This window comes from Nonomuraea sp. NPDC049624, from assembly GCF_040675255.1.
Classification (GTDB): domain Bacteria; phylum Actinomycetota; class Actinomycetes; order Streptosporangiales; family Streptosporangiaceae; genus Nonomuraea.
The window spans coordinates 368,137-392,908 of record NZ_JBFAOR010000005.1 but is presented as its reverse complement, the minus strand read 5'-3'; the positions used below and the strand labels follow the sequence as shown (position 1 = coordinate 392,908).

23 protein-coding genes are annotated in these 24,772 nt (G+C 72.0%); 12 read left to right on the top strand and 11 right to left on the bottom strand.

Annotated features, from left to right (window positions below; all coding sequences use genetic code 11):
* Positions 1-47 precede the first annotated feature (47 nt).
* From AB0J76_RS22730 to AB0J76_RS22720, 3 genes are all read left to right on the top strand, one after another.
* Positions 48-1,004, top strand: coding sequence for a hypothetical protein (locus tag AB0J76_RS22730; RefSeq protein ID WP_352327817.1), 957 nt, complete (start codon positions 48-50; stop codon positions 1,002-1,004).
* A 92-nt stretch (positions 1,005-1,096) separates the two neighbouring features.
* On the top strand, positions 1,097-1,219 hold the full coding sequence (locus tag AB0J76_RS22725; RefSeq protein ID WP_352327818.1) for a hypothetical protein: 123 nt from the start codon (positions 1,097-1,099) through the stop codon (positions 1,217-1,219).
* 402 nt (positions 1,220-1,621) lie between these two features.
* On the top strand, positions 1,622-1,996 hold the full coding sequence (locus AB0J76_RS22720) for a hypothetical protein (RefSeq protein ID WP_352327819.1): 375 nt from the start codon (positions 1,622-1,624) through the stop codon (positions 1,994-1,996).
* Between the two features lie 148 nt (positions 1,997-2,144).
* Here AB0J76_RS22720 and AB0J76_RS22715 read toward each other — a convergent pair whose 3' ends face one another.
* A complete protein-coding gene (locus AB0J76_RS22715) occupies positions 2,145-2,339 on the bottom strand; it encodes a CsbD family protein (RefSeq protein ID WP_352327820.1) in 195 nt (64 codons plus the stop codon).
* Between the two features lie 227 nt (positions 2,340-2,566).
* Between AB0J76_RS22715 and purB the strand changes: the two genes are divergently transcribed.
* Positions 2,567-3,997: an adenylosuccinate lyase gene (purB, locus tag AB0J76_RS22710; RefSeq protein ID WP_352327821.1), complete on the top strand. Its 1,431-nt coding sequence runs from the start codon at positions 2,567-2,569 to the stop codon at positions 3,995-3,997.
* Positions 3,994-4,860 (top strand): GNAT family N-acetyltransferase, encoded by an 867-nt coding sequence (locus tag AB0J76_RS22705; RefSeq protein ID WP_364390358.1) that lies wholly within the window; start codon positions 3,994-3,996, stop codon positions 4,858-4,860. The genes purB and AB0J76_RS22705 overlap by 4 nt, the downstream gene beginning before the upstream one ends.
* A 24-nt stretch (positions 4,861-4,884) precedes the next feature.
* Here AB0J76_RS22705 and AB0J76_RS22700 read toward each other — a convergent pair whose 3' ends face one another.
* Positions 4,885-5,481 (bottom strand): dihydrofolate reductase family protein, encoded by a 597-nt coding sequence (locus tag AB0J76_RS22700; protein WP_364390356.1) that lies wholly within the window; start codon positions 5,479-5,481, stop codon positions 4,885-4,887.
* Between the two features lie 114 nt (positions 5,482-5,595).
* On the opposite strand from AB0J76_RS22700, the gene AB0J76_RS22695 reads away from it, so the two are divergent.
* Entirely contained in the window at positions 5,596-6,624 is a 1,029-nt protein-coding gene (locus AB0J76_RS22695) for a DUF4037 domain-containing protein (RefSeq protein ID WP_364390354.1), read from the top strand.
* Between the two features lie 70 nt (positions 6,625-6,694).
* Here the strand turns inward: AB0J76_RS22695 and AB0J76_RS22690 are convergent, their stop codons facing one another.
* Entirely contained in the window at positions 6,695-7,450 is a 756-nt protein-coding gene (locus tag AB0J76_RS22690; RefSeq protein ID WP_352330147.1) for a MerR family transcriptional regulator, read from the bottom strand.
* Between the two features lie 32 nt (positions 7,451-7,482).
* Between AB0J76_RS22690 and AB0J76_RS22685 the strand changes: the two genes are divergently transcribed.
* On the top strand, positions 7,483-8,277 hold the full coding sequence (locus AB0J76_RS22685) for a MerR family transcriptional regulator (RefSeq protein WP_352330146.1): 795 nt from the start codon (positions 7,483-7,485) through the stop codon (positions 8,275-8,277).
* Between the two features lie 9 nt (positions 8,278-8,286).
* On the opposite strand, the gene AB0J76_RS22680 is transcribed toward AB0J76_RS22685, so the two are convergent.
* Positions 8,287-8,697, bottom strand: coding sequence for a hypothetical protein (locus tag AB0J76_RS22680; RefSeq protein ID WP_352330144.1), 411 nt, complete (start codon positions 8,695-8,697; stop codon positions 8,287-8,289).
* 140 nt (positions 8,698-8,837) lie between these two features.
* Here AB0J76_RS22680 and AB0J76_RS22675 point away from each other — a divergent pair, with 140 nt between their 5' ends.
* Both AB0J76_RS22675 and AB0J76_RS22670 read left to right on the top strand, forming a co-directional pair.
* Positions 8,838-10,292 carry an alpha/beta hydrolase gene (locus AB0J76_RS22675; protein WP_364390351.1) on the top strand — a complete coding sequence of 485 codons (1,455 nt, stop codon included), beginning with the start codon at positions 8,838-8,840 and terminating at the stop codon, positions 10,290-10,292.
* 275 nt (positions 10,293-10,567) lie between these two features.
* On the top strand, positions 10,568-12,058 hold the full coding sequence (locus AB0J76_RS22670; RefSeq protein WP_352328859.1) for an alpha/beta fold hydrolase: 1,491 nt from the start codon (positions 10,568-10,570) through the stop codon (positions 12,056-12,058).
* Positions 12,059-12,162: 104 nt separating this feature from the next.
* On the opposite strand, the gene AB0J76_RS22665 is transcribed toward AB0J76_RS22670, so the two are convergent.
* Positions 12,163-14,433, bottom strand: a complete 2,271-nt coding sequence (locus AB0J76_RS22665; protein WP_352328860.1) for an excinuclease ABC subunit UvrA — start codon at positions 14,431-14,433, stop codon at positions 12,163-12,165.
* A gap of 47 nt (positions 14,434-14,480) precedes the next feature.
* On the opposite strand from AB0J76_RS22665, the gene AB0J76_RS22660 reads away from it, so the two are divergent.
* Positions 14,481-15,203 carry an alpha/beta fold hydrolase gene (locus tag AB0J76_RS22660; RefSeq protein WP_352328862.1) on the top strand — a complete coding sequence of 241 codons (723 nt, stop codon included), beginning with the start codon at positions 14,481-14,483 and terminating at the stop codon, positions 15,201-15,203.
* Here AB0J76_RS22660 and AB0J76_RS22655 read toward each other — a convergent pair.
* Together AB0J76_RS22655 and AB0J76_RS22650 are read right to left on the bottom strand one after the other, a co-directional pair.
* Positions 15,198-15,860, bottom strand: coding sequence for a response regulator transcription factor (locus tag AB0J76_RS22655; protein ID WP_352328864.1), 663 nt, complete (start codon positions 15,858-15,860; stop codon positions 15,198-15,200). The two genes, AB0J76_RS22660 and AB0J76_RS22655, sit on opposite strands and share 6 nt — an antisense overlap.
* A 58-nt stretch (positions 15,861-15,918) precedes the next feature.
* Positions 15,919-17,214 (bottom strand): histidine kinase, encoded by a 1,296-nt coding sequence (locus tag AB0J76_RS22650; protein ID WP_352328866.1) that lies wholly within the window; start codon positions 17,212-17,214, stop codon positions 15,919-15,921.
* Positions 17,215-17,602: 388 nt separating this feature from the next.
* Between AB0J76_RS22650 and AB0J76_RS22645 the strand changes: the two genes are divergently transcribed.
* Together AB0J76_RS22645 and AB0J76_RS22640 are read left to right on the top strand one after the other, a co-directional pair.
* On the top strand, positions 17,603-18,892 hold the full coding sequence (locus AB0J76_RS22645) for a lipase (protein ID WP_364390347.1): 1,290 nt from the start codon (positions 17,603-17,605) through the stop codon (positions 18,890-18,892).
* 77 nt (positions 18,893-18,969) lie between these two features.
* Entirely contained in the window at positions 18,970-19,221 is a 252-nt protein-coding gene (locus tag AB0J76_RS22640; protein WP_352326035.1) for a helix-turn-helix transcriptional regulator, read from the top strand.
* A 47-nt stretch (positions 19,222-19,268) separates the two neighbouring features.
* Here the strand turns inward: AB0J76_RS22640 and AB0J76_RS22635 are convergent, their stop codons facing one another.
* The 4 genes from AB0J76_RS22635 to AB0J76_RS22620 all read right to left on the bottom strand — a co-directional run bounded on the left by AB0J76_RS22635 (position 19,269) and on the right by AB0J76_RS22620 (position 24,575).
* Positions 19,269-20,075 carry a dienelactone hydrolase family protein gene (locus AB0J76_RS22635; protein WP_352326034.1) on the bottom strand — a complete coding sequence of 269 codons (807 nt, stop codon included), beginning with the start codon at positions 20,073-20,075 and terminating at the stop codon, positions 19,269-19,271.
* Between the two features lie 71 nt (positions 20,076-20,146).
* Positions 20,147-21,196, bottom strand: coding sequence for a tyrosine-type recombinase/integrase (locus AB0J76_RS22630; protein ID WP_352326033.1), 1,050 nt, complete (start codon positions 21,194-21,196; stop codon positions 20,147-20,149).
* A gap of 114 nt (positions 21,197-21,310) precedes the next feature.
* Positions 21,311-22,840, bottom strand: coding sequence for a UDP-N-acetylglucosamine 1-carboxyvinyltransferase (locus AB0J76_RS22625; RefSeq protein WP_352326032.1), 1,530 nt, complete (start codon positions 22,838-22,840; stop codon positions 21,311-21,313).
* A gap of 16 nt (positions 22,841-22,856) precedes the next feature.
* Positions 22,857-24,575 carry an enoyl-CoA hydratase-related protein gene (locus AB0J76_RS22620; protein WP_352326030.1) on the bottom strand — a complete coding sequence of 573 codons (1,719 nt, stop codon included), beginning with the start codon at positions 24,573-24,575 and terminating at the stop codon, positions 22,857-22,859.
* Between the last annotated feature and the right edge of the window lie 197 nt (positions 24,576-24,772).

Genomic DNA, 24,772 nt, shown 5'->3' with positions numbered 1-24,772 from the left:
CGCCGGGGCCGGGCGGGTCACCCCATCCCGCATTTCATAATGCTGATATGAGGCGGTTGTGGGCGCTCGTTGCAGTGGTGGGCCTCCTTGCCATTTTTGGCTGGGGAGACCTGGGGGAAATGGTGTCAAAGTGGACTTCCGGCCCTTTGGGATCAACCACGCAATGGGGGCCGTTCACTCTTTTCTGGTGGGGTCGTCTCGGGAAGTGTCTGCAGTTCCTTGGCGGCCTTGTCGCCCTGCTCGATCTGGTGGATCCGGAAAAGGTTAGAGAAGCCGCCCGAAAGGCGTCCGCCCGGGCCCGAAAGCTGCGCAGAACTCTTCACCTGAGCTCGTACCTGTCGGAGCTGATCGCGCTTGAGAACCTGCTGCTCAGCCGTACCGTCTGGCACAATCCCACCGACTGGCGAGGGCTGGAGGCCGACTACATCGATCCGACGCCTCCCCGGCAAGGGTTCGCCGGCAGCCTCGTCCCGCTCGAGGACTACCTGCGCATGAAGGACGACTTCGTCAAGAATCGCCATGACTATTGCGGCCGTCAATGCCGCTACGGCGAACCGCATGAGTGGATCTGCAGCGACCAGAAAGTGCGGCTGAAGCGGGCCATCCGCGATCTGGTGACGTCCGGCCTGCCTGCCGAGGAACGTCCTGTGCGCGAACTGGCAGAAGAAGAAGTGGCTGCGTTGAACCTTGCCGAGCCCCTTCTGTCGCTGGCCGTGCTGGGAGCAGGTATCGGCATCTTCACCTGGGGCGTCGCGGAGTTCAGCCACAGCGCGATGTGGGCGGCGATGGGCCTGTTCGGCTCGGCGTCGCTGGCGTTCACCGTGATGACGTCCGGGGAGCTCATGCTGGAGAAATCAGGCGTCTGGCTGAGGTACAAGCCGGCCATCTTTCTCCGCTTACGGTTCGCCCGAGCGCTGGAGGTCATGCGTCCCAGTCGCAAGCTACGCTGGGCCGGATTCGCGATCTTCTTCGTCGGGTTTCACCTCGACCTGCTGGCTTCGTAAGCCACCTGCCCATTCATCAGCTTCGGGGACGCGTCGGCCGCGGAGCAGCTGTCTGTCTGCTTCACCCGCCGTCCGGGTGGTCCCCCAGCAAGGTGCTGAACCTGGCCGCGCAGGCCGGTGACGGCGCCGTGATCATCAGTTGGGGGCTGCCCGTCGACGACGGCAGCTCCGCGATGCTGGACGCCCACCCCTATGACACGCAAGCTCCGCCGTGAGCGCGTTCCTGGAATGGCTCCACCCCTACATGCTCGGCAGCACGGTCGCCACGTGGTCGTCGTTGCTGGTGCCGGGGCTGCTGGACGCGCTGCTGCTGTGGTGGCTCCTTGGCCGCCGAGGAGGCCTTGGGGCATGCCGCTGGCGCAGGTATGCCTTCTCCTGCTGCTCCTCGTACGCCGCCTCAAGAGGTGACGGTCCGGCAGAAGTAAAAGAGTTATGTGGAAGTTGCTTCCACGGCGTAATGAAAATGCCTGCCGGAGTTTCCGGGGAAGAAATGCGTTTCGGCGGCGGAAATAAATTCCGGGCGGCCGTCTTGACGATTCCCGGTAATGGCGGGTCACGATGGAGGGGCCAGAGGAAGAAGTCCTGTGGGAGGAACCGTGTTCAAGGAAGCATGCGCTGTGAGCGCCCTTGTCGCTGCCGCCCTCGCCCCTTCGACGGCCTCGCAGGCGCTGGGGGAGAAAGTCCACGCCGCCACCGTCACGCCCGCCGCGTCGGCCGCGCCTGCCGACTGTGCCGCGGGCGGCGCCGCCAGTGGCGCGCCCAAGTGCAAATATCTGGAGGAAGGCAACAAGCGCTGCTACTACTGCCGCGACAAGAAGGGCGGCGGGTACAAGAAGCAGTACTGCGAGCAGAAGACCAAGCAGCCCGAGCAGGCGACGGAGCGCGAGTGCAAGACCACCAAGGAGCCGATCACGGGGAGCCCGGACCGTACGTGCAAGACCTGCACGGACGCCAAGACGGGCAAGGTCCTGTCCCGGGAGTGCAACAGCTAGCCGGCGCCGGGCACACGCTTCTGGTGACGGTCCGGCCCCTTCGGCCGGCCGGGGCCCGGTAGCAGGGGCCGGTGACCGGGAAGCGGGGGAGGCGGCGCGGTGCGAGGTCGGGACGACCCGCCGCACCGCCCCCCAAGGCCCGCGGCGGTTACTTCTTGAAGGCGTCCTTGACCTTCTTGCCGGCGTCCTTGACCTTCTCACCCGCCTGCCTCAGGCCGCCTTCGGTCTGGTCGGCGCGGCCTTCGGCCTGAAGGCTCTCGTTGTCGGTGGCGTCGCCGATGTTCTCCTTGGCGCGTCCCTTGAGCTCCTGGGCCTTGTTGCGGATCTTGTCGTCGGTGCTCATGTTCATGCCTTTCTGGTCGGGTCCTCGCGACTTCCTGTACTTACCGGCCAGGACAGGGGGAAACATGGCCTCCGTCCGGCCCGGCGCGCGACGGCGCTGGTCAGCGCCCGTCCGCGGGGGCGGACGTGCCCGCAACGTGCCTGCAACGTGGCCGCAACGGGGCCGCGGGGAAGGGCGTGCGGGCTGGATGCGGTGGCGGTGACGGGGTGTGAATAGACTTGTCCAACGTGACTTCCAAGCCGCGCATCCCGAACGTCCTGGCCGCCCGCTACGCCTCACCCGGGCTGGCCCGCCTGTGGTCTCCCGAGTACAAGATCATCGCTGAGCGGCGGTTGTGGCTGGCGGTGCTGCGGGCGCAGGCCGAGCTCGGGGTGGCGGTGCCCGACGGCGCGGTCGCCGACTACGAGAAGGTGGTCGAGCAGGTCGACCTGGAGTCGATCGCGGCGCGCGAGCGCGTCACCCGCCACGACGTCAAGGCGCGCATCGAGGAGTTCAACGCGCTGGCCGGGCACGAGCAGGTGCACAAGGGCATGACCTCGCGCGACCTGACCGAGAACGTCGAGCAGCTGCAGATCCGCGACAGCCTGCTGCTGGTCCGCGACCGCGTCGTGGCGCTGCTGGCCCGCCTGGCCTCCCTGGCCGAGGAGCACACGTCCACCGTCATGGCCGGGCGGTCCCACAACGTGGCAGCGCAGGCCACGACGCTGGGCAAGCGGTTCGCCTCGGCCGCCGACGAGCTGCTGGCCGGCTACCACCGGCTGGAGGAGCTGATCGGCCGCTACCCGCTGCGCGGCGTCAAGGGCCCGGTCGGCACCTCCCAGGACATGCTCGACCTGCTGGGCGGCCGCCAGGACAGGCTGGCCGAGCTGGAGGAGAAGGTCACCGCGCACCTGGGGTTCTCCCGCCGGCTGACCAGCGTCGGCCAGGTCTACCCGCGATCCCTGGACTTCGAGGTGGTCTCGGCGCTGGTGCAGCTGGCGGCCGCGCCGTCCTCGCTGGCCAGGACGATCCGGCTGATGGCCGGGCACGAGCTGGTCACCGAGGGATTCAAGGAGGGGCAGGTCGGCTCCTCGGCGATGCCCCACAAGATGAACACCCGCTCCTGCGAACGCGTCAACGGCCTGACCGTGGTGCTGCGCGGCTACGCCTCCATGGTGGGCGAGCTGGCCGGCGACCAGTGGAACGAGGGCGACGTGTCCTGCTCGGTGGTGCGCCGGGTGGCGCTGCCGGACGCGTTCTTCGCCTTCGACGGGCTGGTGGAGACGATGCTGACCGTGCTGGAGGAGTTCGGCGCGTTCCCGGCGGTGATCTCGGCCGAGCTGGGCCGCTACCTGCCGTTCCTGGGCACGACGAAGATGCTGATGGCCGCCGTGCGCGCCGGCATGGGCCGCGAGCAGGCCCACGAGCTGATCAAGGAGCACGCGGTGGCGGCGGCGCTGGCGATGCGGTCGCGGGGCGCCTCCAACGAGCTGCTGGACCTGCTGGGCGCCGACGAGCGTTTCCCGCTGGACCGCGCCGAGCTGGAGGCGCTGCTGGCCGACCGGGTCTCCTTCACCGGCGCGGCCGCCGCGCAGGTGGCCGAGGTGGTGCGGCAGGTGGAGCATGTCGTGGCCGAGCACCCGCAGGCCGCCGCGTACCGGCCGGGCGAGATCTTGTGATCCACCGGCTCGGCGACCCGGGCGCGCTGCGCGCCGCGTGCGGCGACGACGACCTGGTCGTGTGGACGGGCCAGGACCTGCGCGGCCGGGCCCGCGCCTGGGCGTTACGGGAGGCGGTGGTGGCCGCCGCCCCGGGCATCGCCCGGCACGACCGGCTGGCGGTGTGGGGCGACCCGGACGACGCAGCCGAGCTGGTCCGGCACGCGCTGGCCGAGCTGGGGCCCACCTTCCGGCCGCTGGGCGAGCGGGAGCTGATGCGGCGGGTGGCGGCGAGGCTGGAGGGTGTGACGGAGAGCGGCGCGTTCTCCTGGATGAGCCTGCCGGGGCCGCCCCGCCCCCGGCCCGGCCAGGCCGGCGCGCCGCCACGGGATGCCGGCCCACGCGACGCCGGCCCTCTGGATGCCGGCCCGGCGGGCGGCCCCGCTGTGGGCCCGACGTCGGCGGTCGGCTGGCCGGGCGGCGAGGCTGCGGGCCCGACGTCGGCGGTCGGCTGGCTGGACGGCGCGGCCGAGCGGGAGATCGCCGCGCTGCTGGCCGGGGACGCGCCCGCGTCGTACGCGGTGCCGGGCGCGGCCGGGGTGCGGCGCTGGGCGGGTGTGCGGGTGGGGCGCGAGCTGGCCGCGGTGGCGGCCGACGCGTGGTCGGCGCCGTCGGTGGGCCTGCTGGCCGGCGTCGCCACGGCGGCCCGCTTCCGCGGGCGGGGGCTGGCCGAGCGGGTGTGCGGCTGGATGTCGTCGCAGCTCGTGGCCACGCACGGCCGCGCGGCGCTGATGGTCGACGACGTCAACGCCGCGGCGATCAAGGTGTACGAGCGGATCGGCTACCGCCGGCGCCTGGTGCTGGCCTGCCACGTCGCCGGCTGAACCCCCGCGGGGGGAGGCGGTGGGTCAGGTGATGGCGCGGTAGGTCAGGTGGGTGGCCAGGGGCGAGAAGTGCGTCTCGACCGGTTCCCACTGGCGCGGGCGCGCGTGTGCGAACAGGCGGGTGCCCGCGCCGAGCAGCAGCGGCGCCAGGTGCAGGCGCAGCTCGTCGAGCAGCCCTTCGTCGGTGGCCTGGCCGATCAGGTCGGCGCCGCCCATGACGACGATGTCGCCGTCGCCGGCCACGGTGCGGGCGTGCTCGACGGCCGCGGCGGGGCCGTCGGTGATGAAGGTGAACAGTTCGGGCCGGCGTACCGCTGGCGGCGGGACGTGGGTGACGACGAACACGGGCGGCGTCTGCGCCTGCTCGCGGGCCGAGCCGTAGCCGAGGGGGTCGCCCCACCCGTAGGGGCCGTCGACCACGTCGAAGGTGCGCCGTCCCATGAGGACGGCGCCGGTGGCGCGGACCGCGCCGCCCAGGACGCGCGCGTCGACGTCGGTGGGCTGGCGGGCCCAGGCGTGCAGCAGTTCGCCGCCGGTGCCCAGGCCGTGTTCGAGGCCGGGATCGGGGCCGGTGACGTAGCCGTCCAGCGATACGGAGATGTCGGCGACGACCTTGCTCAACGGGTCCCTCCCCCTGGCGTGTCCGGTCGGTCACCACGCTGTCATCGGCGCTGGGAAAACCGGGTGAGGTTCGAGCGGTGCTCGTGCAGAGTTGACGGCGTGATGTCCAATTTTGTGCCTGGTATTGAGCTTTCTCGTGCCTTCTACGGCGAAGTCGTCGCGCCGCTCCTTCCCGGCGTGCGGCACAGCGCCGCGCTGATCGGCCCGGGGTCCGAGGTGCTCGCGTTCGACACGGCCCGCTCGGCCGACCACGACTGGGGGCCGCGGGTCCTGCTGTTCGTGCCCGCCGGTCAGGTGGAGCCGGTACGGGACCGGGTGGCGGCGGGGTTGCCCGACCGGTTCGGCGGTTTTGACACCGTGTTCGAGTACCACGGGGTGCGGCAGCCGGGGGTCGTGGTGGCCGAGCTGGGGGAGTGGCTGGCCGGGCGGCTCGGGTTCGATCCGCGTGCGGGTGTGTCCCTGCTGGACTGGTTGTCCGTGCCGTGGCAGACGCTGGCCGAGGTGACGGGCGGTGAGGTCTTCTGCGACGGGTTGCCGGGCGTGGGGCTGGAGGCGGCCCGGCAGGCGTTGCGCTGGTATCCGCAGGACGTGTGGCGGTACGTGCTGGCCTGCCAGTGGCAGCGCATCGGCCAGGAGGAGCCGTTCCCCGGGCGGTGCGCGGAGGTGGGGGACGAGCTGGGGTCGGCCGTGGTGGCGGCGCGGCTGGCGCGGGAGGTGATGCGGCTGGCGTTGCTGCTGCGGCGCCGCTACCCGCCGTACGCCAAATGGCTGGGCAGCGCGCTGGCCCGGCTGCCGGGCTCGGCCGAGCTGGGTGAGGCGCTGGGGGTGGCGATGGCGGCGCGGTCGTGGCGCCAGCGGGAGGAGGGCCTGACGGCGGCGTACGGACGGCTGGCGGCGCTGCAGAACCGCATGGCGCTGACCGAACGGCTGGAGGAGGGGGTGCGGGGGTTCTTCGACCGGCCGTTCCGGGTGATCGGCGGGGAGCGGTTCGCGCGGTCGCTGCTGGCGTCGGTGACGGATCCGGTGGTCAGGGGGCTGCCGGTGGCGGGGTGCGTGGACCAGTTGTCGGACACGGTGGAGCTGGTGACCTCGCCCCGCCGGGCGCGCGCGCTGACGGCCGCGGCGCTGGACCTCCCCGCTTAGAAATCTACATTGTAAAGCTGCTGGGTTCGGACAAGATCCATTTTTTTACTTCAAAAACCCTTCAGCCAGGTCAGAGGTGGCGGGCGTTGGCGTGGATGGCCTGGCGGTAGTACGCGGCCAGGCCGGGGGCGCGGTCGTCGTAGGCAGCGGTGAAGCGGGGGTCGGTGGCGTACAGGTCGCCGAGGCCGCGGTGGAGTTCGGGCGTGCAGTCGTAGAACCAGCGGGTGATGTGGGCGCGGTGGCGTTCGGCGATGTCCATGACGTCGGGGTGGTCGGGGGCGAGCCCGCGGGTGCGGGCGGCGTGCATGTCGTCGTCGATGGCGGTGGCTTCGGCGGTGAGCTGGAGCCAGTCGGTCTTGGTGTAGGCGGCGGTGCGGCGGCGGCTTTCGGCGTGGGCGTCGGTGTGGCCCCAGCGGCGTTGGACTTCGGCTTGGTGGTCTTCGGGGGTGAAGTCGCCGAAGACGTCGAAGCGTTCTTCCGGGGTGAGGGGGAGGTGGTGGGTGTGGGCTTGGATGGCGCGTTCGACGTTGGTGATGACCTGGTGGAGGCGTTGGGCTTTGCGGGTGAGGAGTTCGTGTTGGCGGTGGAGGTGGGTGAGGTGGTCGGTGTGGGGCTGGTCGAGGATGTCGGTGATCTGTTCGAGGGGGAAGCCGAGTTCGCGGTAGAGGAGGATTTGCTGGAGGCGGAGGAGGTCGTCGTGGGTGTAGCGGCGGTAGCCGGCGGTGGTGCGTTGGCTGGGGGTGAGGAGGGCGATTTCGTCGTAGTGGTGGAGGGTTCGTACGGTGATGCCGGCCAGTTTGGCGACTTGGCCGATGGAGAGGGTCATGGGTCTGACGTTACGTGAGGGTTGGTGTGTAGGTGGATGAGGAGTTGCTGCCGATTGGGCAGTTTGCGCGGCTTGGTCGGTTGAGTGTGAAGCAGTTGCGGCATTACGACGAGTTGGGGTTGTTGCGTCCGGCGTATGTGGATGCGGTGACGGGTTACCGGTATTACCGGGCTGGTCAGGCGCGGGAGGCGTTGTCGATCGGGTTGTTGCGGTCGTTGGATGTGCCGTTGGCGGTGGTGGGGCGGGTGTTGTCGGGGGAGGTGGGGGCTTTGGAGTCGGTTCGGGTGTCGTTGGAGGTGGAGTTGGCGCGGCGGCGGCGGACGTTGGCGTCGTTGGAGCGGGTGCTGGCTTCGGGGTTGCCGGCGGCTGAGGTGTCTTTGGTGCGGGAGGGCGGGGTGCGGGCGGCGTTCGTGGGTGAGCGGGCGGCGGGGATGGAGGATGTGGGGCGGGCTACGTCTGCGGCGGTGGCGCGGTTGGTGGCGGGGTTGCCGGAGGGGTTCGGGCCGGTGCGGTTGGTGGGGTTGTTTCCGGTGGATGTGGGTGAGGTGGTGGACGTCCGGGTGGCGTTGTTGCTGGAGGACGGGGTGGAGGTCGGTGGGGGGTTCGAGGTGGGGGTGTTGCCGGGTGGGGTGTTCGCGCGGGCGACGCATGTGGGGCCTTATGACCAGATCGCGTTGACGGTGCATGCGGTTCTTGCGTGGTGTGCTGAGCGGCGTCTGGTGGTGAGGGGTGCGGTGCGGGAGGTGTATGTGTCGGATCCGGGGTGTACGCCGCCTGGGGAGTTGGTGACGGATGTGCTGGTTCCGGTGGTGGACGGGGTTTCGTGAGGGAGGTGGTCAGGGGCAGCCGTTGGGGGGCTGGACGGCGACGACGATGTCGACGGGTGGAGCCTGCGGTGGCGGTGTCGCCGGGCGGGGGATTTGCTGGGTTCCGTTGCCCCAGGTCCATACGGTGCCGTCGGTGTGCAGGGCGTAGCTTTCGAGGTAGACGCCGCTGGTCTGGGTGACGTCGTGGCCGCCGGTGGAGGCCATGGGGATGGGGTGGGTGACGGGGGTGTCGTTGGTGCCGTTGCCGACTTGGCCGAAGAAGTTGTATCCCCATGCGTGGACGATGGGTGCGGTGCCGGTCTGGGTGGTGGGTGTGAGCGGGGCGGTGGCCAGGAGGAGTGCGGCGGCGAGGGTGGCTGTGGCAGGCGGTGTCTCGCTGGTCTCTTTCGGTGGGTGGTCTTTGTGGGGTGGGCGTTCCATCCCGTTCCAGCAGTCCGGATGTTGGGTGTTTTGTCGGTTTCGTGATGAGGTCACGGGCGGTCGGTGACGAGGTCTCTGGTTCGGCGATCAACGACCCGGCAGAGTCGTGGACGTCCCCACCGGAACCGAAAGGACCCCTGATGAGAACCCTTGCCCTGTTGTCCGCCTCCGCCCTGGCGGCGACCCTCCTGGCGGCCCCGGCGCACGCCGCCGTCACCCGGTGGAGCTCCTGTCAGCCCGGCGAGGGCGTCGATCCCCGGCAGGAGTGCGCGACGATCGAGGTGCCGATGGACTACTCCGCCCCCGGCGGTCCGTCGGTCACGCTGGCGGTGTCCAGGATCGAGACGGCTCGTCCCGACCTCCGCCGCGGCGTGTTGCTGATCATTCCGGGCGGTCCCGGCAGCCCGGGGCTGAACCGGCCGAGCACGTTGGTGAAGAAGCTGCCGAAGGAGGTGCTCGACCGGTTCGACATCGTCGGGTTCGACCCGCGTGGCGTGGGGAAGAGCTCGCCGGTCTCCTGCGGGCTCGCGCCCGCCGACCTGTCGCTGACGCGGCTGAAGCCCTATCCCGACGCCGACGGCGGGATCGCCGGGAACGCGGCGTGGTCGCGCCGGATCGCCGAGGCGTGCGCCCGCAACGGCGGGCCGCTGATCCGGCACATCAGCACCCGCAACCACGCCAGGGACATCGACCGGATCCGGGTGGCGCTCGGCGAGGACAAGATCTCCTACTGGGGCGTCTCCTACGGCACCTACGCGGGCGCCGTGCACGCCACGATGTTCCCCGGCACCACCGATCGGGTGATCCTCGACAGCAACGACGACCCCGATCCGCGCAGGGTGGCGCGTCAGTGGCTGGCCAACTACGCCGTCGGGGTGCAGGACGCCTTCCCCGACTTCGGCGCGTGGGCGGCCGCGCGCGACGGCGAGTACGGCCTGGGCGCCGACGTGGCGGCGGTGCGCCGGACGTTCCTGGAGCTGGCCGCCCGGCTGGACCGCGAGCCGCTCGCCTGGCCCGGGGCGGAGCCGGAGCAGCGGCTGAGCGGCAACCTGCTGCGGGAGACCCTGCTCAACGCGCTGTACTCGCGGGCCAATTACCCGATGCTGGCGGGGCTGTTGAAGGCCGCGCTGAGCGGCGCCGGGCTGCCCGCGCCCAACCAGCCGCCGCAGGCCGCCCTGCAGAACACCGCCGCGCACGCCGGCGCCACGATGTGCAACGACGTGGTGTGGCCGGGCTCGGTCGCCCGGCACGAGCAGCAGGTGCGGCGCAGCCGGGCCGCCTACCCGTTGACGGCGGGCATGCCGGTGAATCTCGGGCCGTGTGCGTCCTGGCCGTGGCGGCCCGCCGAGCCGGCCACGCGGATCGGTTCGCGCGGTCCGGCCAACGTCCTGTTGATCCAGAATCTGCGGGATCCGGCCACGCCCTACAGCGGGGCACTGAAGATGCGTGAGGCGCTCGGGCGGCGGGCCCGGATGGTCGCCGTGGACTCCAGTGGTCACGGGGTGTATCTGGCCAACGGCAACGCCTGCGGCGATCGTGCCGTCACCGACTTCCTGGTGACGGGCCGCCTGCCCGCGCGTGACCTGAGCTGCTGACCTGCGCTGCTGACCTGCGCTGCCGGCTCGGCGAGGCGGTGCGGGTTGTGCCGCTCCCACACCCGCATTTGTCCAGATTCTGACGTATTGTCCACCAGCGCGGCCTTCGCCTGTTAGATTCCGAGTCGTGATCAAGGAGAGGCACGGCAACGGCCCCGCCACGGGCCGCTGAGGCAGGACGAGGGATGCTCCACCGCCAGGCCAGGGGGCCCGATCATGCGCCGTGCGAGCAGCCCCGCCCGCCGATCGACGTGCCGATCGACGATAGGAGCAATGTGCTGAGAAGAACATCCCTGCTCGCCACCGCCCTCATGACGGTGGCGACGCTGTTAGCCGTCCCCATGGCGGGGACGGCCGGCGCGGCGGTGACCCGGCAGGACGTCACGGATGCCGTCGGCAAACGCGGCATCACCTGGGGGCCGTGCGAGGAGGAACCCACCGTCGAGTGCGGCACGCTGGCCGTGCCCGTCGACTGGTCCGAGCCCGACGGGCCGACCGTCGCCCTGGCGCTGGCCCGCCGCAAGGCCACCGCCCCGTCCGCGCGGATCGGCTCCCTGCTGAGCAACCCCGGCGGCCCCGGCAACTCCGGCGTGAACGACATCCTGCGCCCCTCCGGCTTCAGCCAGGACATCCAGCGGCGCTTCGACATCGTCGGCTACGACCCCCGCGGCGTGGCCCGCAGCCGCTCGGTGACCTGCTCGGCCTCGGTCTACAACCAGATGCCCTACCCGGTCATGACCAGCCAGGCCGACTACCTGACGTGGGTCGCCTTCGACAGGAGGCTGCGCGCCGACTGCCGCAAGCTCACCGGCCCGCTGTACGACCACCTCGACTCGGTCAACGTGGCCCGCGACATGGACGCCATCCGCGCCGCGCTGGGTGAGGACAAACTGACCTCCTACGGCGTCTCCTACGGCACGCTGGCCCAGCAGATGTACGCCGAGCTGTTCCCCAACCGGATCCGCGCCATGGTGCTGGACAGCAACATGGACCACAGCCTGGACGTCAAGGCGTTCCAGGTGAGCGAGGCGGCCACCGTCCAGGACAGCTTCGAGGAGTTCGTGGCCTGGTGCGGGCGCGACAGCGACTGCGTGCTGCGCGGGCGCGACATCCGGGCGTTGTGGAAGGGGCTGCTGGCCAAGGCGGGCAGCGGCCAGCTGCGGTGGCCGGGCGACGGCCGCCCGGTGAGCGCGCACAACCTGCTGTGGCTGGGGGTGGTGCTCAACGAGGCGCCCGCCTGGCGGCTGGAGGCCAAGGTGCTGCTCGCGCTGGCGGGCGGCCCGGTGCCGGAGGACATGCCGGGCCCTCCCGGCAACTGGCCGGTGAACGGCACGTACGCCGAGCTGCCCACCGCGATCTTGTGTCAGGACTGGAACCTGTCGCTGCGGGGCTACGCCGAGTACGCCGAGGTGATGCGCGCCTCCAACGCGGTGGCGCCGGACATGCGCTACAACCCGATGCCGATGGGCGACATGCCGATCTGCCAGGGCCATCCGGTCAACAACCCCCAGCACCCGCTGCGGTACAAGGGCAGCACGCCGCTGCTGGTGGCCACCTCCAAGCACGACCCCGACACGCCGTACGCGTGGTCGGCCAACGTGGCCCGCCAGCTCGGCGCCAAGGCCACCCTGCTCACCTACGAGGGCTGGGGCCACGGCGTCTACGGCATGACCACGTGCACCACGGCCGCGATGGACAGCTACCTGATCTCCGGGGCCGTACCCGCCAAGGGCATCAGCTGCCCGGCGGAGGAACCCCAGGGCTGACACAGGGCTGACACAGGGCTGACACGGGGGTTCCACGGGGCTTCACAGGGCTGATCGTGCCGGGCGCCTTTTGGCACGATCAGCCCCACCCCTCGCGCGGCCGGTCAGGCGAGCGCGGCGGCCAGATGCTCGGCGGTGCGGGAACCGGAGGCCGTCAGCAGGTCGGCAGGGGTGCCCTGGAACATCAGGCGGCCGCCGTGTCTGCCGCCGCCCGGCCCGAGATCGATGACCCAGTCGGCCCGTTTCACCACCTCGATGTGGTGTTCGACCACGATGACCGTGTTGCCGGCGTCGACGATGCGGTCGAGCAGGTCGATGAGGGTGGCGACGTCGGACAGGTGCAGGCCGGTGGTGGGCTCGTCCAGGACGTAGACGGCGCCGGTCTTGGTGAGCTCGCCGGCCAGCTTCATGCGCTGGCGTTCGCCGCCCGACAACGTGGAGGTGGGCTGGCCCAGGGTGAGGTAGCCCAGGCCGACGTCGACCAGGCTGGTGACGCGGTCACGGATGGCCGGCTCGGTGAAGAACGCCGCGGCCTGCTCGGCGGTCAGGGCCAGGACGTCGACGATGGTGTGGCCGCGCAGCCGGTGCCGCAGGACCTCGGGGTTGAAGCGGGTGCCGCCGCACATCTCGCACACGGCGGTGACCGGGTCCATGAAGGCCAGGTCGGTGTGGATGACGCCACGGCCCTCGCAGGCCGGGCAGGCGCCGGTGGAGTTGGAGCTGAACAGGCCCGCCTCGGTGCCGGTGGCGCGGGCGAACAGCCGGCGGATCGGATCCAGGACGCCGATGAAGGAGGCCGGGCTGGAGCGGGCCGAGACGTTGACGGCCCCCTGGTCGACGACGACCGCGCCGGGGTGCTGGGCGGTGAACACCTCCCCGACGAGCGTCGACTTGCCCGACCCGGCCACACCGGTGACGCAGGTCAGGACGCCGGCGGGGATGTCGAGGGTGAGGTGGTCGAGGTTGTGCAGGGCGGCGTCGGTGATGGCCAGGTGACCGGTGGGGCGCCGCACGGCGGTCTTGAGCGGGGTGCGGGCGCGCAGGTGGCGGCCGGTCAGGGTGCCCGAGCGGGCCAGCCCCTCGACGGACCCCTGGTAGACGACGGTGCCGCCGTGCGGGCCGGCGCCGGGCCCGAGGTCGATGACGTGGTCGGCGACGGCGATGACGTCGGGGTCGTGCTCGACCACCAGCACGGTGTTGCCCTTGTCACGCAGCGCCTGGAGCAGCGTGTTGAGCCGGCCGACGTCGGCGGGATGGAGGCCGGCGCTGGGCTCGTCGAAGACGTAGGTCATGCCGGTGAGGCTGGAGCCGAGATGGCGGACGGTCTTCAGACGCTGCGCCTCCCCGCCGGACAGGGTGGTGGTCTCGCGGTCGAGGGTGAGGTAGCCCAGGCCGATCTGCTCGATTCGGCGCAGCGCGGCGGCCGCGGTGTCGGCGACGGGGTTGCCGAGCCCGGCCAGGACGGCGATGAGGTCGGTGACCTCCATGGCGGCGTGGTCGGCGATGCTGTGCGGGCCGATCCTGGTGGCCAGCGCGGCCTGGTTGAGGCGGGCGCCCCGGCACTGGGGGCAGGTGCCCTCGGTGACGAAGGCCAGGACGGCCTGGCGGGTCTTGTCGCTCAGGCCCGACAGGTCACGTTTGAGGTAGAGGCGGGTGAAGCGGTCGGCGACGCCTTCGTAGTCGACCTTGTTCAGGGTGCCGTTCTTGCCGCGGACCTCGACGGTGAAGCCGCCGCCGTGCAGCAGCAGGTGGCGCTCCTGTTCGGTGTAGTCGGCGACGGGTTTGGCGGGGTCGAAGGTGCCGGAGCGGGCGTAGATCTGCCACTGCCAGGTGCCGACCCCGAACAGCGGGAAGCGGATGGCGCCGTCGTCGAGGGACCTGCCGGGGTCGAGCAGCGCGTCGAGGTCGAGGCGCACCGCCCGGCCGAGGCCGTCGCAGCCGGGGCACATGCCGTGAGGGTCGTTGAAGGAGTAGGCGTAGGAGTAGCCGGCGCTGGGGGTGCCGTAGCGGGAGAACAGCACGCGCAGGATCGGCAGGATGTCGGTCATGGTGCCGACGGTGGAGCGCGAGCTGCCGCCGACCGGCTTCTGGTCGACGACGATGGCGGCGCCGAGGTTGTCGATGGCCTCGGCCTCGGGTTTCTCGTGTTTGGGCAGCCGGTTGCGGACGAACCAGGAGTAGGTTTCGTTGAGCTGGCGCTGGGACTCCACGGCGACGGTGTCGAAGACGACCGACGACTTGCCCGAGCCCGACACGCCGGTGAAGACGACGAGCCGGTTCTTGGGGATGCGCAGGGACAGGTTCTTGAGGTTGTTCACGCGCGCGCCGGTGATGACGATGCTGTCGTCCATGCTGTCGACCATGCTGTCCTCCATGCGGTCACGCTAGCGACAGGCGCCGACAGTTTCCGGGAAGGGGCGAGGTGGCCGAGCAGACGGCGTCCGGGGTCGGGCCGGACCGGGTGGACCTGGTGTACGAGCGGCTGGGCCACCGGGCCGCGCCCCCCGTGCTGCTGATCATGGGAGCGGGCGGTCAGCTGATCAACTGGCCCGACGGGTTGTGCGCCGAACTGACCGGGCACGGCCTGCAACTGATCCGGTTCGACGGCCGAGACTGCGGGCGCTCCACCCACTTCGCCGCCGCCGGCCTGCCGGACTTCGCTGCGGCGCTGGCCGGAGACCTGTCCTCGCAGGCGTACACGCTCACCGATCTGGTCGCCGACGCCGTGGGGCTGATGGACATCCTGGGGCTGGACAACGTCCACCTGGTGGGCGCGTCGCTGGGCGGCATGATCGCCCAGGCGGTCGCCGTCGCCCACCCCGGGCGGGTCAGGTCGCTCACCTCGATCATGTCCACGCACGGCGACCGCATGACACCGCCGCCGCCGCAGGCGGCCTCGGTGATCGGGTCGGGCGACCGGCGGGAGGGGCTGGCCGGGCTGGCGGTGCCGGCGCTGGTGATCCACGGCGCGGCCGACGCCGTCGCCGACCCCGCCTGCGGGCGGGCCACGGCGCAGGCGATCCCGGGCGCGGAGTTCCTGCTGGTCGAAGGGATGGGACACGGGTTCCCGCCAGGGGTGTGGCGGCAGGTGAGCGCCCGGATCGCCGCGCTCGTCCACCGGGCCGAGCGACACGAACCGTCATGAGGACGGGCGGATCAGGCCGCTCTCGTAGGCGAACACCACCACCTGGGCGCGGTGACGCAGCCCGAGCTTGAGCAGCACGCGGCTCAGATGCGTCTTGACCGTGGCCTCGGCCAGATGCAGGGCCGCGGCGACCTCGGCGTTGGACAGGCCGCGCGCCACCTGGACGAGCACGTCGTGCTCGCGGGCGGTCAGCAGGTCCAGCAGCCGGTGCTGTTCACGGGGGCCGGGGGTGAGCTGGGGGGCGAACCTGTCCAGCAGGCGGCGGGTGACGCGCGGCGACAGCACGGCCTCCCCGGCGGCGACGTTGCGGATCGCGCCGAGCAGGTCGGCGGGCGGGGTGTTCTTGGGCAGGAACCCGGCCGCGCCGGCCTTCAGCCCGGCGAAGGCGTACTCGTCGAGGTCGAAGGTGGTCAGGATGAGCACCTTCGAAGCGGGACAGTCCCGGACGATCCGGCGGGTGGCCTCGATGCCGTCCAGACCGGGCATGCGGACGTCCATGAGCACGACGTCAGGGCGCAGCCGGCGGGCCAGCAGGGCGGCCTGCTCGCCGTCGGCTGCCTCGCCGACGACGTGCAGGTCGGGTTCGGCGTCCAGCACCATGCGGAAGGCCATGCGCAGCAGCGCCTCGTCGTCGGCGATCAGCAGCCGGACGGTCATGGCACCTCCGGGCCGGACAGCTGGGAGCCGGTCAGATGGGAGCCGGTCAGGTCGAGGCTCATGGCGCGTCTGGGCCGGTCGCGCGGGGGCCACTCCTGTGAGGGCTGGTCGTGTGAGAGATGGCCAGGTGAGGGCTGGTCGTGTGAGGGCCGGTCAGGTCGAGGACCGCCGCGACGCGCCAGCCACCGCCGGGGGCCGGGCCGGCGTGCAGGGTGCCGTCGTAGGCGGCGACGCGTTCGCGCATCCCGGCCAGCCCCCGCCCGGCGGGTCGCGGGGGCGCCGGGCGGCCGCCGTCGTCGGTGATCTCGATGTCGGCCCGCCGCCGGGTCAGGCGTACCTGGACGTGCGCGCGGGCGCCGGGGGCGTGCCGCAGCGTGTTCGTCAGCGCCTCCTGGGCCAACCGGTAGAGGGTGAGCTGCGCGGCGGCTGGGACGTCGGCGGGATCGCCGTTGACCTGCAGCCGGGTCGGCAGGCCGGCGGCACGCATCCGGTCGGCCAGCGGGCCGAGATCGGCGATACCGGGCGCCGGGTGCAACGGGGCGCTGCCGAACTCCTGCCCCTGCCCGATGCCTTGCCCGATGCCTTGCCCGGCGACCTGCCCGGCGCTCGGGCCAATAACCTGGTCGGCGCCTCCCTCAGCGCCTCCCTCAGCGCGTCTGCCGGTGCCTCCCTCAGCGCCCTGGTCGGTGCTGAGGGAGCGGCGCATGTCGCGCAGCGCCTGCCGGCCGGTGTCGGCGATCTGCGCCATCGCGGCCACAGCCTGACCGGGCGCGCGGTCGTGGACATAGGCGGCGCTGTCGGCCAGCGCCACCATGACCGACAGGTTGTGGGTGACGATGTCGTGCATGTCGCGCGTCATCCGGGCGCGTTCCTCGACGACCGCCAGACGTGCCCGCTGGTCGCGGTCGCGTTCCAGCGAGGCGACGTAGGCCCGCCGGGTTCGCGCCCACAGGCCGGCGGCCAGCGCGGCGGCCGACATCGCGCTCAGCGCCGCCACCGTCAACGGCATCCGGCCCGGCGGCGCCCACCGCGCCGCGGCCGCCACCACCCCGGCCTCCAGCACAAAAGCGGCGGCCAGCGTCGCCCACCACGGGCGACGGGCCGCCACCGTGTAGAACGCGACCAGCAGCGCCGCGTCGGCCGGAAGCTGCACCCCCATGGCCCACTGCACGGCGGCCGCGCCGCTGATCGCGCACAGCACCAGCAGCGGGGCACGTCGCCGCCACACCAGCGGCGCCACCAGAGCCACCTGCAGCGCCAGCACCGCAGGACCGCCCTCCGCCACCCGGCCCGGCCCCAGCGTGACCACGAAGATCACAGCGGCCAGCAGCGCGTCGGCAACCACAGGCGGCACCGAACCGACCACCGAACCGACCGTCGAGCCGACCGTCGAGCCGACCGTCGGACGGATCTCTGAGCCGACCGTCGAGCCGATCCCCGGGCGGCCCCTCAAGCCCCGCACAAAGCCCCTCACCGAGCGAACCACTGGGCGGCCCGTCGAGCCGATCGTGGAGCCGATCCTCGAGCGGGGCGTCGCAGTCGGACGGGCGGCCGGAGTCATGCGCCCACCCTAAAGGCCGCGCCCCGGCGCCCCCCATCCTCCGCAAGGAGGAACATCCGGGCCCCTCATCCGAAAGTCGTACCCGCAGGTCAGCCCGTGGCCGCTGGTCCGCCCGCGAGCTCGCCTGCCAGCCTCGGACCACACCCCCCGCCTTCCCTTCCCGTTCGAGGAGAACACCGGCATGCCCGTGATGACGTACGCGGCCCCTCTGGCCGTCGCCGCCCTGGCCCTCACGCCCGCCACCGTCCCCCTGCACGCGCAACAGCAGCAGCAGGCGCGGCAGGCGGTCATGGTCGCCCTGCCCGCGCCCGGCGGCCCCCACCCGGTGGGAACCGTCGCCCTGCGCCTGGTCGACCGCTCCCGCCGCGACCCCCTGGTGCGGTCGAAGCCGTATCGCGAGCTGATGGTCAGCCTGTGGTACCCGGCCCAGAGCGGCGCGCAGCCGCTCGCCCCCCACATGGCGCCCCTGGCTGCCGCCGACTGGGACCGCCGCTCCGCGCCGCCCATGGGCATCGCCAAGGGCGCCGTCGACTGGGCCGCCACCCGCACCGCCGCCCGTTCCGGCGCGCCGGTCGAGCGCGGTGCGGGCCGGCTGCCCGTCGTGCTGTTCGGCTCCGGGGACGGCGGCCCGCGCACGCTGGGCACCACGCTCGTGCAGGACCTGGCCTCGCGCGGCTACCTGGTCGTCACCGTGGACCACACCTACGAGGCCGACCAGGTGGAGTTCCCCGGCGGGCGGGTCGTGCGCGCGCTGCCGCTGCCGGCCAAGCTCACCCCGCGCGTCATCGCGGCGCTGCTGGAGCGGCACGCGCGGGCGCGGCTGGCCGACATGCGGTTCGTGCTGGACCAGGTCACGGCCCTGGGGCAGGGACGGGCCATCCAGGGACGGGCCGCCGGCGGGGAGATGCCCGCCGGGTTGCGCGGCGCGCCCGACCTGACGCGGGTGGGGGCGCTCGGGCAGTCGCTGGGCGGGTCGGTGGCGGCCCAGCTCGTCCACGACGACCCGCGGGTGGACGCCGGGGTCAACCTCGACGGCGGCTACGTCGGCCCGGTCGCCGCCACCGGCGTGGCCAGGCCGTTCCTGCAGCTGGCGGCCCAGACGCACACACGGGACAACGAGCCGAGCTGGAAGTCGTTCTGGCGGGCCTCGACCGGGTGGAAGCGGGAGCTGCGGTTCAAGGGCGCCGCGCACGGCTCGTTCACCGACCTGCAGGCGCTGCTGCCGCAGATCGCCGCGGCGCTGCCCAAGGCACAGTCCGAGGCCCAGCCCGAAGCACAGGACGGCAAGCAGGACGGGAAGCAGAGTGCCGTGCCGGTCGCCGACTTCGTCGGCACGATCGATCCGCAACGGTCGGTGGCGGCCCAGCGCGCCTACGTCGGGGCGTTCTTCGACCTGCACCTGCGGGGCAAGCCCACCCGCCTGTTCCAGGAGCCCGACAGCCGTTTCCCCGAGGTGTCCAGCATCCCCTGACCCCCAGCCCGCTGGGAGACCCACCCCGGGGCGATAACAATACCGGTATAAGTATCGTGCGGGTGTAGGGTGGGGGCATGGTGCGATCCCCGCTGACCCCCGAGGAGCGGCTGCGCGGCGAGCAGCTCGGCCACGTGCTGCGCCAGGCCCGAGGCGAGCGCAGCATCGTCGAGGTCGCCGCCGCGGCCGGCATGTCCGCCGAAACCCTCCGCAAGATCGAGACGGGGCGCATCGCCACGCCGGCGTTCTTCACCATCGCCTCACTGGCCGACGTCCTGGGCATCTCCCTCGACCGCCTGGCCGTCCGCGTCACCCCCGCCCGCACCTGACCCACCCGTCGGGGATCAGTCCGGGCCGCGATCAGTCCGGGCCGGGATCAGCCCGTACGGGAGCGGCGCACCTCCTCCAGCACGTCCTGGATGCGGCGCCAGGCGTCCTCGGCCGAGGCAGGGTGGAAGGTGTCACGCTCGTCGGCGGCGAACCCGTGGCTCGCGCCCGGATACACCACCGTCTCCAGCCGCTGCGCGATCGCCCGCTGCTGTGCGCCGTCGATGATCGGGTCGTCGGCGCCGAGCAGCACCACCAGCCGCCCCGGCGCCCGCGCGGCCCGCTCCAGCGTCGGCTCCGGCCGGCTCAGCGGCAGCTCGGTGCCCGTCAGCCAGCCCGGGTACAGCGCCACCGCCGCCGCCAGCCCCAGCTCCCCGGCCACCGAGCACACCACGTGCCCGCCCAGGCTGAACCCGACCGCCGCGGCGGGCCCGGCGCCCACGCGCCGCAGGTGCTCGGCCGCGGCACGCGCGTCATCCAGCACCTGCTCCCGGCGCAGCAGCCAGGCCAGCTCCAGCCCCCGTTCCCGGCCGGCCGCATCGGCCGGCAACTCCACCACCCGCCCCGGCGGGCCACCCGTCACCGCATCCACGGCAACCGGAACCCCCGCCTCGCCCCGAGGAGCCTCCGAAGGCGCGGGAGAGGGCCGCAGCTCGTGCCGGTGGTTGAAGTCCGGCACGACGGCCGCATGCCCCAGCCCGGCCAGCCGGTCGGCCATCCGCCGCGCGTACCCGCTCACCCCGAAGATCTCACCGGCGACCAGCACGCCCACGGGCCGCCGCACCCCCACGGGCAGGGCCGTGTAGGCCGCCATGCCCGCGATGTCCACCCATCCGGTGGTGATCTGTCCGTTCACGCCGCAGACTCAACCAGCTCCCGGCCGCCCCGGGCCAATCACGACACCGATGGCCGCCATCACGACCCCGATCACCCAAGGTGGCCGGGGCTCTGCCGGGACGGCTTGTCCCGCAGCAGCGGGTGCGACCGCATCGCCACCTCCAGCTCCCCGGGCAGCTCGTCACGGTAACGCCCCAGCGTCGACAGGTCACTGTGCCCCAGCACCCGCCGCACCGCGTCCATGTCGACCGCGTCGGCCAGCAGGTGCGTGGCCGTGGTGTGCCGCAACCCGTGCGGCGTCACCGAACGCCGCTGATCGGGATCGACGTGCCGCTGCACCCGGTCGATCACCGCCTGCACGTCGCCCCGCGCCAGGCGCCGCCCCCGCCACGACAGCAGCAGCGCCTTGCCGTCCTCGGCGCCGGCCACCTGGCCCCGCCCCCGCGCCAGGTAGGCCTGCAACACCTCGGCCACGTCGTCGGGCAGCGGCACGTCACGCGTACGGCCGCCCTTGCCGAAGATCCGCCAGTAGCGCACCCCGTCGTTGGTGTAGAAGTCCTCCACGTTGGCGCGCACCAGCTCCGACACCCGCGGCCCCACCGTCGACAGCAGCAGCACGATCACCGCGTCGCGCAACTGCATGCGCTGGTCGCGGCGCTTGCCCTCCTGCTCGGGCGCCTCCCGCAACTGCCGCGCCGCGCCGATCAGCCCCTGGGCCTGCTCGCGGGTCAGCGCCCGCCGCTCCGGACGCAGCCCGCCCCGCTGCTTGGCCGTCACCGTCGCCGCCGTCATCGGGTTGATCTGCACCCACCCGGCCAGCGTGGCGTGCTTGAACAACGCCGAGATCGACCGCCGGAACCGGGCCTGCGAGGACGGCGACTGCCCCGCCCCCGACCCGCCCGCCTGCCGCGCGTCGGGCTTGCGCGCGAACGCCAGCAAGATCGCATCGACGTCCTCGCCGGTCAGGTCGTCGAGCACCACGTCGGCGCCGGCCAGCGCCACCAGCGTGGCCACGTCACGCGCGTAGACCTCGGCCGTGGCCGGGGACAGCGCGCCCGTCGACGTCTTGGCCACCACCAGCTCCACGTAGCGGTCAGCCGCCTGTCCCACCGTCAACCTGTCCAGCTCCGCGGGCCGCACCGGCTCCCCTCCTCACATCTCGGCGACGCACCGAACGCACCCGCCCGCAGACGATGCCGCCTGCGGGCGCGTGCCGCCTGCAGAGGAGACGGTAGCGGCCGCCACCGACGAAAATCAGATGTCGCGGAAGGTCTCGATCCGCGCGCCCAGCGCGTTCAGCCGCTCGGCCAGGTCCTCGTAGCCGCGGTTGATCACGTACACGTTGCGCAGCACCGACGTGCCCTCGGCGGCCATCATGGCCAGCAGCACCACCACCGCCGGGCGCAGCGCCGGCGGGCACATCATCTCGGCGCTGCGCCACCGCGTGGGCCCCTCCACCAGCACCCGGTGCGGGTCCAGCAGCTTGACCGAGGCGCCCAGCCGGGTCAGCTCGGTCAGGTAGATCGCCCGGTTGTCGTAGACCCAGTCGTGGATCAGCGTCGAGCCCTGCGCCGCGGCCGCGATCGCGGCGAAGAACGGCACGTTGTCGATGTTCAGCCCCGGGAACGGCATCGGGTGGATCTTGTCGATGGGGGAGACCAGCTTGGAGGGCCGCACCGTCAGGTCGACCAGCCGGGTACGGCCGTTGGCCGCCCAGTACTCGCCCGTGCGGTCGCAGTCGAGCCCCATCTCCTCCAGAACCGCCAGCTCGATCTCCAGGAACTCCACCGGCACCCGGCAGATCGTCAGCTCCGAACTGGTCACCACCGCCGCCGCCAGCAGGCTCATCGCCTCGACCGGGTCCTCGGAGGGGGAGTAGTCGACGTCCCGCTCGATGGAGGCCAGCCCGTGCACCGTCAGCGTCGTGGTGCCGATGCCCTCCACCCGCACGCCGAGCTGCTCCAGGAAGAAGCACAGGTCCTGCACCATGTAGTTGGAGGAGGCGTTGCGGATGACCGTCACCCCCGGATGCCGGGCCGCGGCCAGCAACGCGTTCTCCGTCACGGTGTCGCCGCGCTCGGTCAGCACGATCGGCCGCGCCGGGGCGGCGCCGCCGTCCACCTTGGCGTGGTAGAAACCGCCCGTCGCGGTGATGTCCAGCCCGAAGTGCTTCAGCGCCGACATGTGCGGCTGGACGGTACGCGTGCCCAGGTCGCAGCCGCCCGCGTACGGGATCTGGAATTCCCCCGTACGGTGCATCAACGGCCCCAGGAACATGATCACGCTGCGGGTACGGCGCGCCGCCTCGGTGTCCATCGCCTCCAGCTCCAGCCGAGCCGGCGGCACGATCTCCAGGTCGCTGCCCTCGTTGATCCACCGCGCCCGCACCCCGATCGAGGCCAGCACCTCCAGGATCCGGTAGACCTCCTCGATCCGCGCCACCTTGCGCAAGATCGTGCGGCCGTTGTTCAGCAGCGACGCGCACAACAGCGCCACACACGCGTTCTTGGACGTCTTGACGTCGATGCTGCCCGACAGCCGGCGCCCGCCCACCACCCGCAGATGCATCGGACCGGCATACCCCAGGGACACGATCTCGCTGTCGAGCGCCTCCCCGATCCGGGCGATCATCTCAAGACTGATGTTCTGGTTGCCGCGCTCGATCCGGTTGACCGCGCTCTGACTCGTCGCCAGCGCATCGGCCAGCTGAAGCTGCGTCCAACCGCGATGCTGACGCGCATCCCGGATGAGCCGGCCGATCCGCACAAGGTAATCATCTGCCACAACACACGACCATATCTCACATATGAGATGCCGCCGCGACCGCGGGGCCCGACGCGCCGGACAGCTCCCGATGACCCGCCAGATGCGGGGGAGTGGCCTGCGCCCGCGCCTTGCCCACGAACGCCCGGCGCGCCGCCCGGAACCCGTTGCGGTCGTCGAACATGTCCCGGCTCATCTCCGCCAGCTCCTCGGCCCGGTAGGCGTCCAGCGGCTTGCGCCGCTCGTCGGCCTCACGCGCCTGCCGCCGCGCCGCCAGCAACGCCTCATACGAGGGGTCCTGGGCCAGCCGGTGCGCGTAGTCCACCACCCGCCGCTCGAACTCCTGCCGCGACCCGCCCACCATCCGATCGGCCAGCCCCAGATCCACCGCCTCGGCGGCCCCCACCGGCAACGCCCGCCCGGTCAGCTCCGCCGCCGCCTGCGCCCCCACCCGCCGCGGCAGCACGTACGTCCAGAACTCGCTGCCGAACAACCCCATCGTCCGGTAATGCGGATTGAGCACCACCGGCTCCCGCACGATCACCCGGTCGGCGCCCAGCCCCATCATCACCCCGCCCGCCCCCGCGTTCCCCGCGATCGACGTCACCACCAGCTGCGAGGTGCACCGCACGATCTCCCGGCACACCGCGTTGATCGCGTTGATGTTCATCCACGCCTCCAGCTCCGGATGACGTGCCGCCTCGATCACGTTCAGGTGGATGCCGTTGGAGAACACCTCGCCACCCCGCACCACCAGCACCCGCGTGTCCTGCGCCGCCGCGTACCGCAACGCCGCCGCCAGCCGCCGGCACTGGTCGGTGGACATCGCGCCGTTGTAGAAGTCGAAGCTCACCACCCCGACCTCCTCGCCGCGCTCGTAGGTGATCTCGCTGTAGCCGGCCCGCTCACCCACACCCGCCAGCCGCTCACCCAGCACCATCGTGGCCGGCAGCTTCACCCCGCCGCCTTCCTGGCCCGCCCCCGCCTCCAGGCGCAGGTGGCCCACCCACACCGTCCCCTGACCGGTGTGCACCAGCACCGCACCCTCACGCCGGGCCGCCACCGCCCCCGGCGTGCCGGCCAGATCGGGACCCCGGTGCACGTCGAACACCCGTACCGGCAACTCGCACAACCGGGCCCGGCCGCCCGGCGCGCCGTCGGCCGCCCGCACCACCCGCACGATCTCCTCGGCAGGCTGCTCCCAGGAGAACTCCCGGTCGGCGTGCCGCATCGGCCGGCGCAGCCGTCCCGTCACAGCGGGGGAGCGGTAGTCCAGCGGCGTCGGCGTGAACAACGGATCGGCGGCCTTGCCCGCGACCTCCGCCACCAGCTCCACCGCCGCGTCGGCCACCGGCCCGTTGTACAGCGCCGACTTGCGCGGCGGCTCCGAGGGCATCGGGAACGTCCGCCACCCCCAGATGGGGCCGGCGTCCATCTCCTCCACCGCCTGCAGCGCCGTCACACCCCACTCGCGCTCGCCTTCGGCGATCGCCCAGTCCAGCGAGGACGGCCCCCGGTCCCCGGGCGGCCCCGGATGGATGATCACCGTACGGTGCCCGCGCCACAACGCCTCCGGCACCCGCTCCTTCAGGAACGGGCAGATGACCAGGTCCGGCTTGACCAGCTCGGCCGCCTCCACCATGACCCGCTCGGAGATCGCCAGCTCGACGCTCACATCATGGCCGGCCCGCCGCAGCTCCAGCCAGGCACGCTGGGTCAGGCCGTTGAACGAGGAACACAGGAGCAGGATGCGCAACGCGGAACTTCCTTCACCGAGACGTCAAGGGGAGCGGGCAGGGGAGAGGCGTCAACCGATCGCGAGCCGGCGAACACCACCGGCATCGGCATCAACGGCAGTCCCACAAGGCCCAGGCATCTCTAGATGTTGACACGAATCTCCCACCGATGCTGACAAATCACCGCAGACAGCCCAGCTGAGCAGCCAAATTGCCC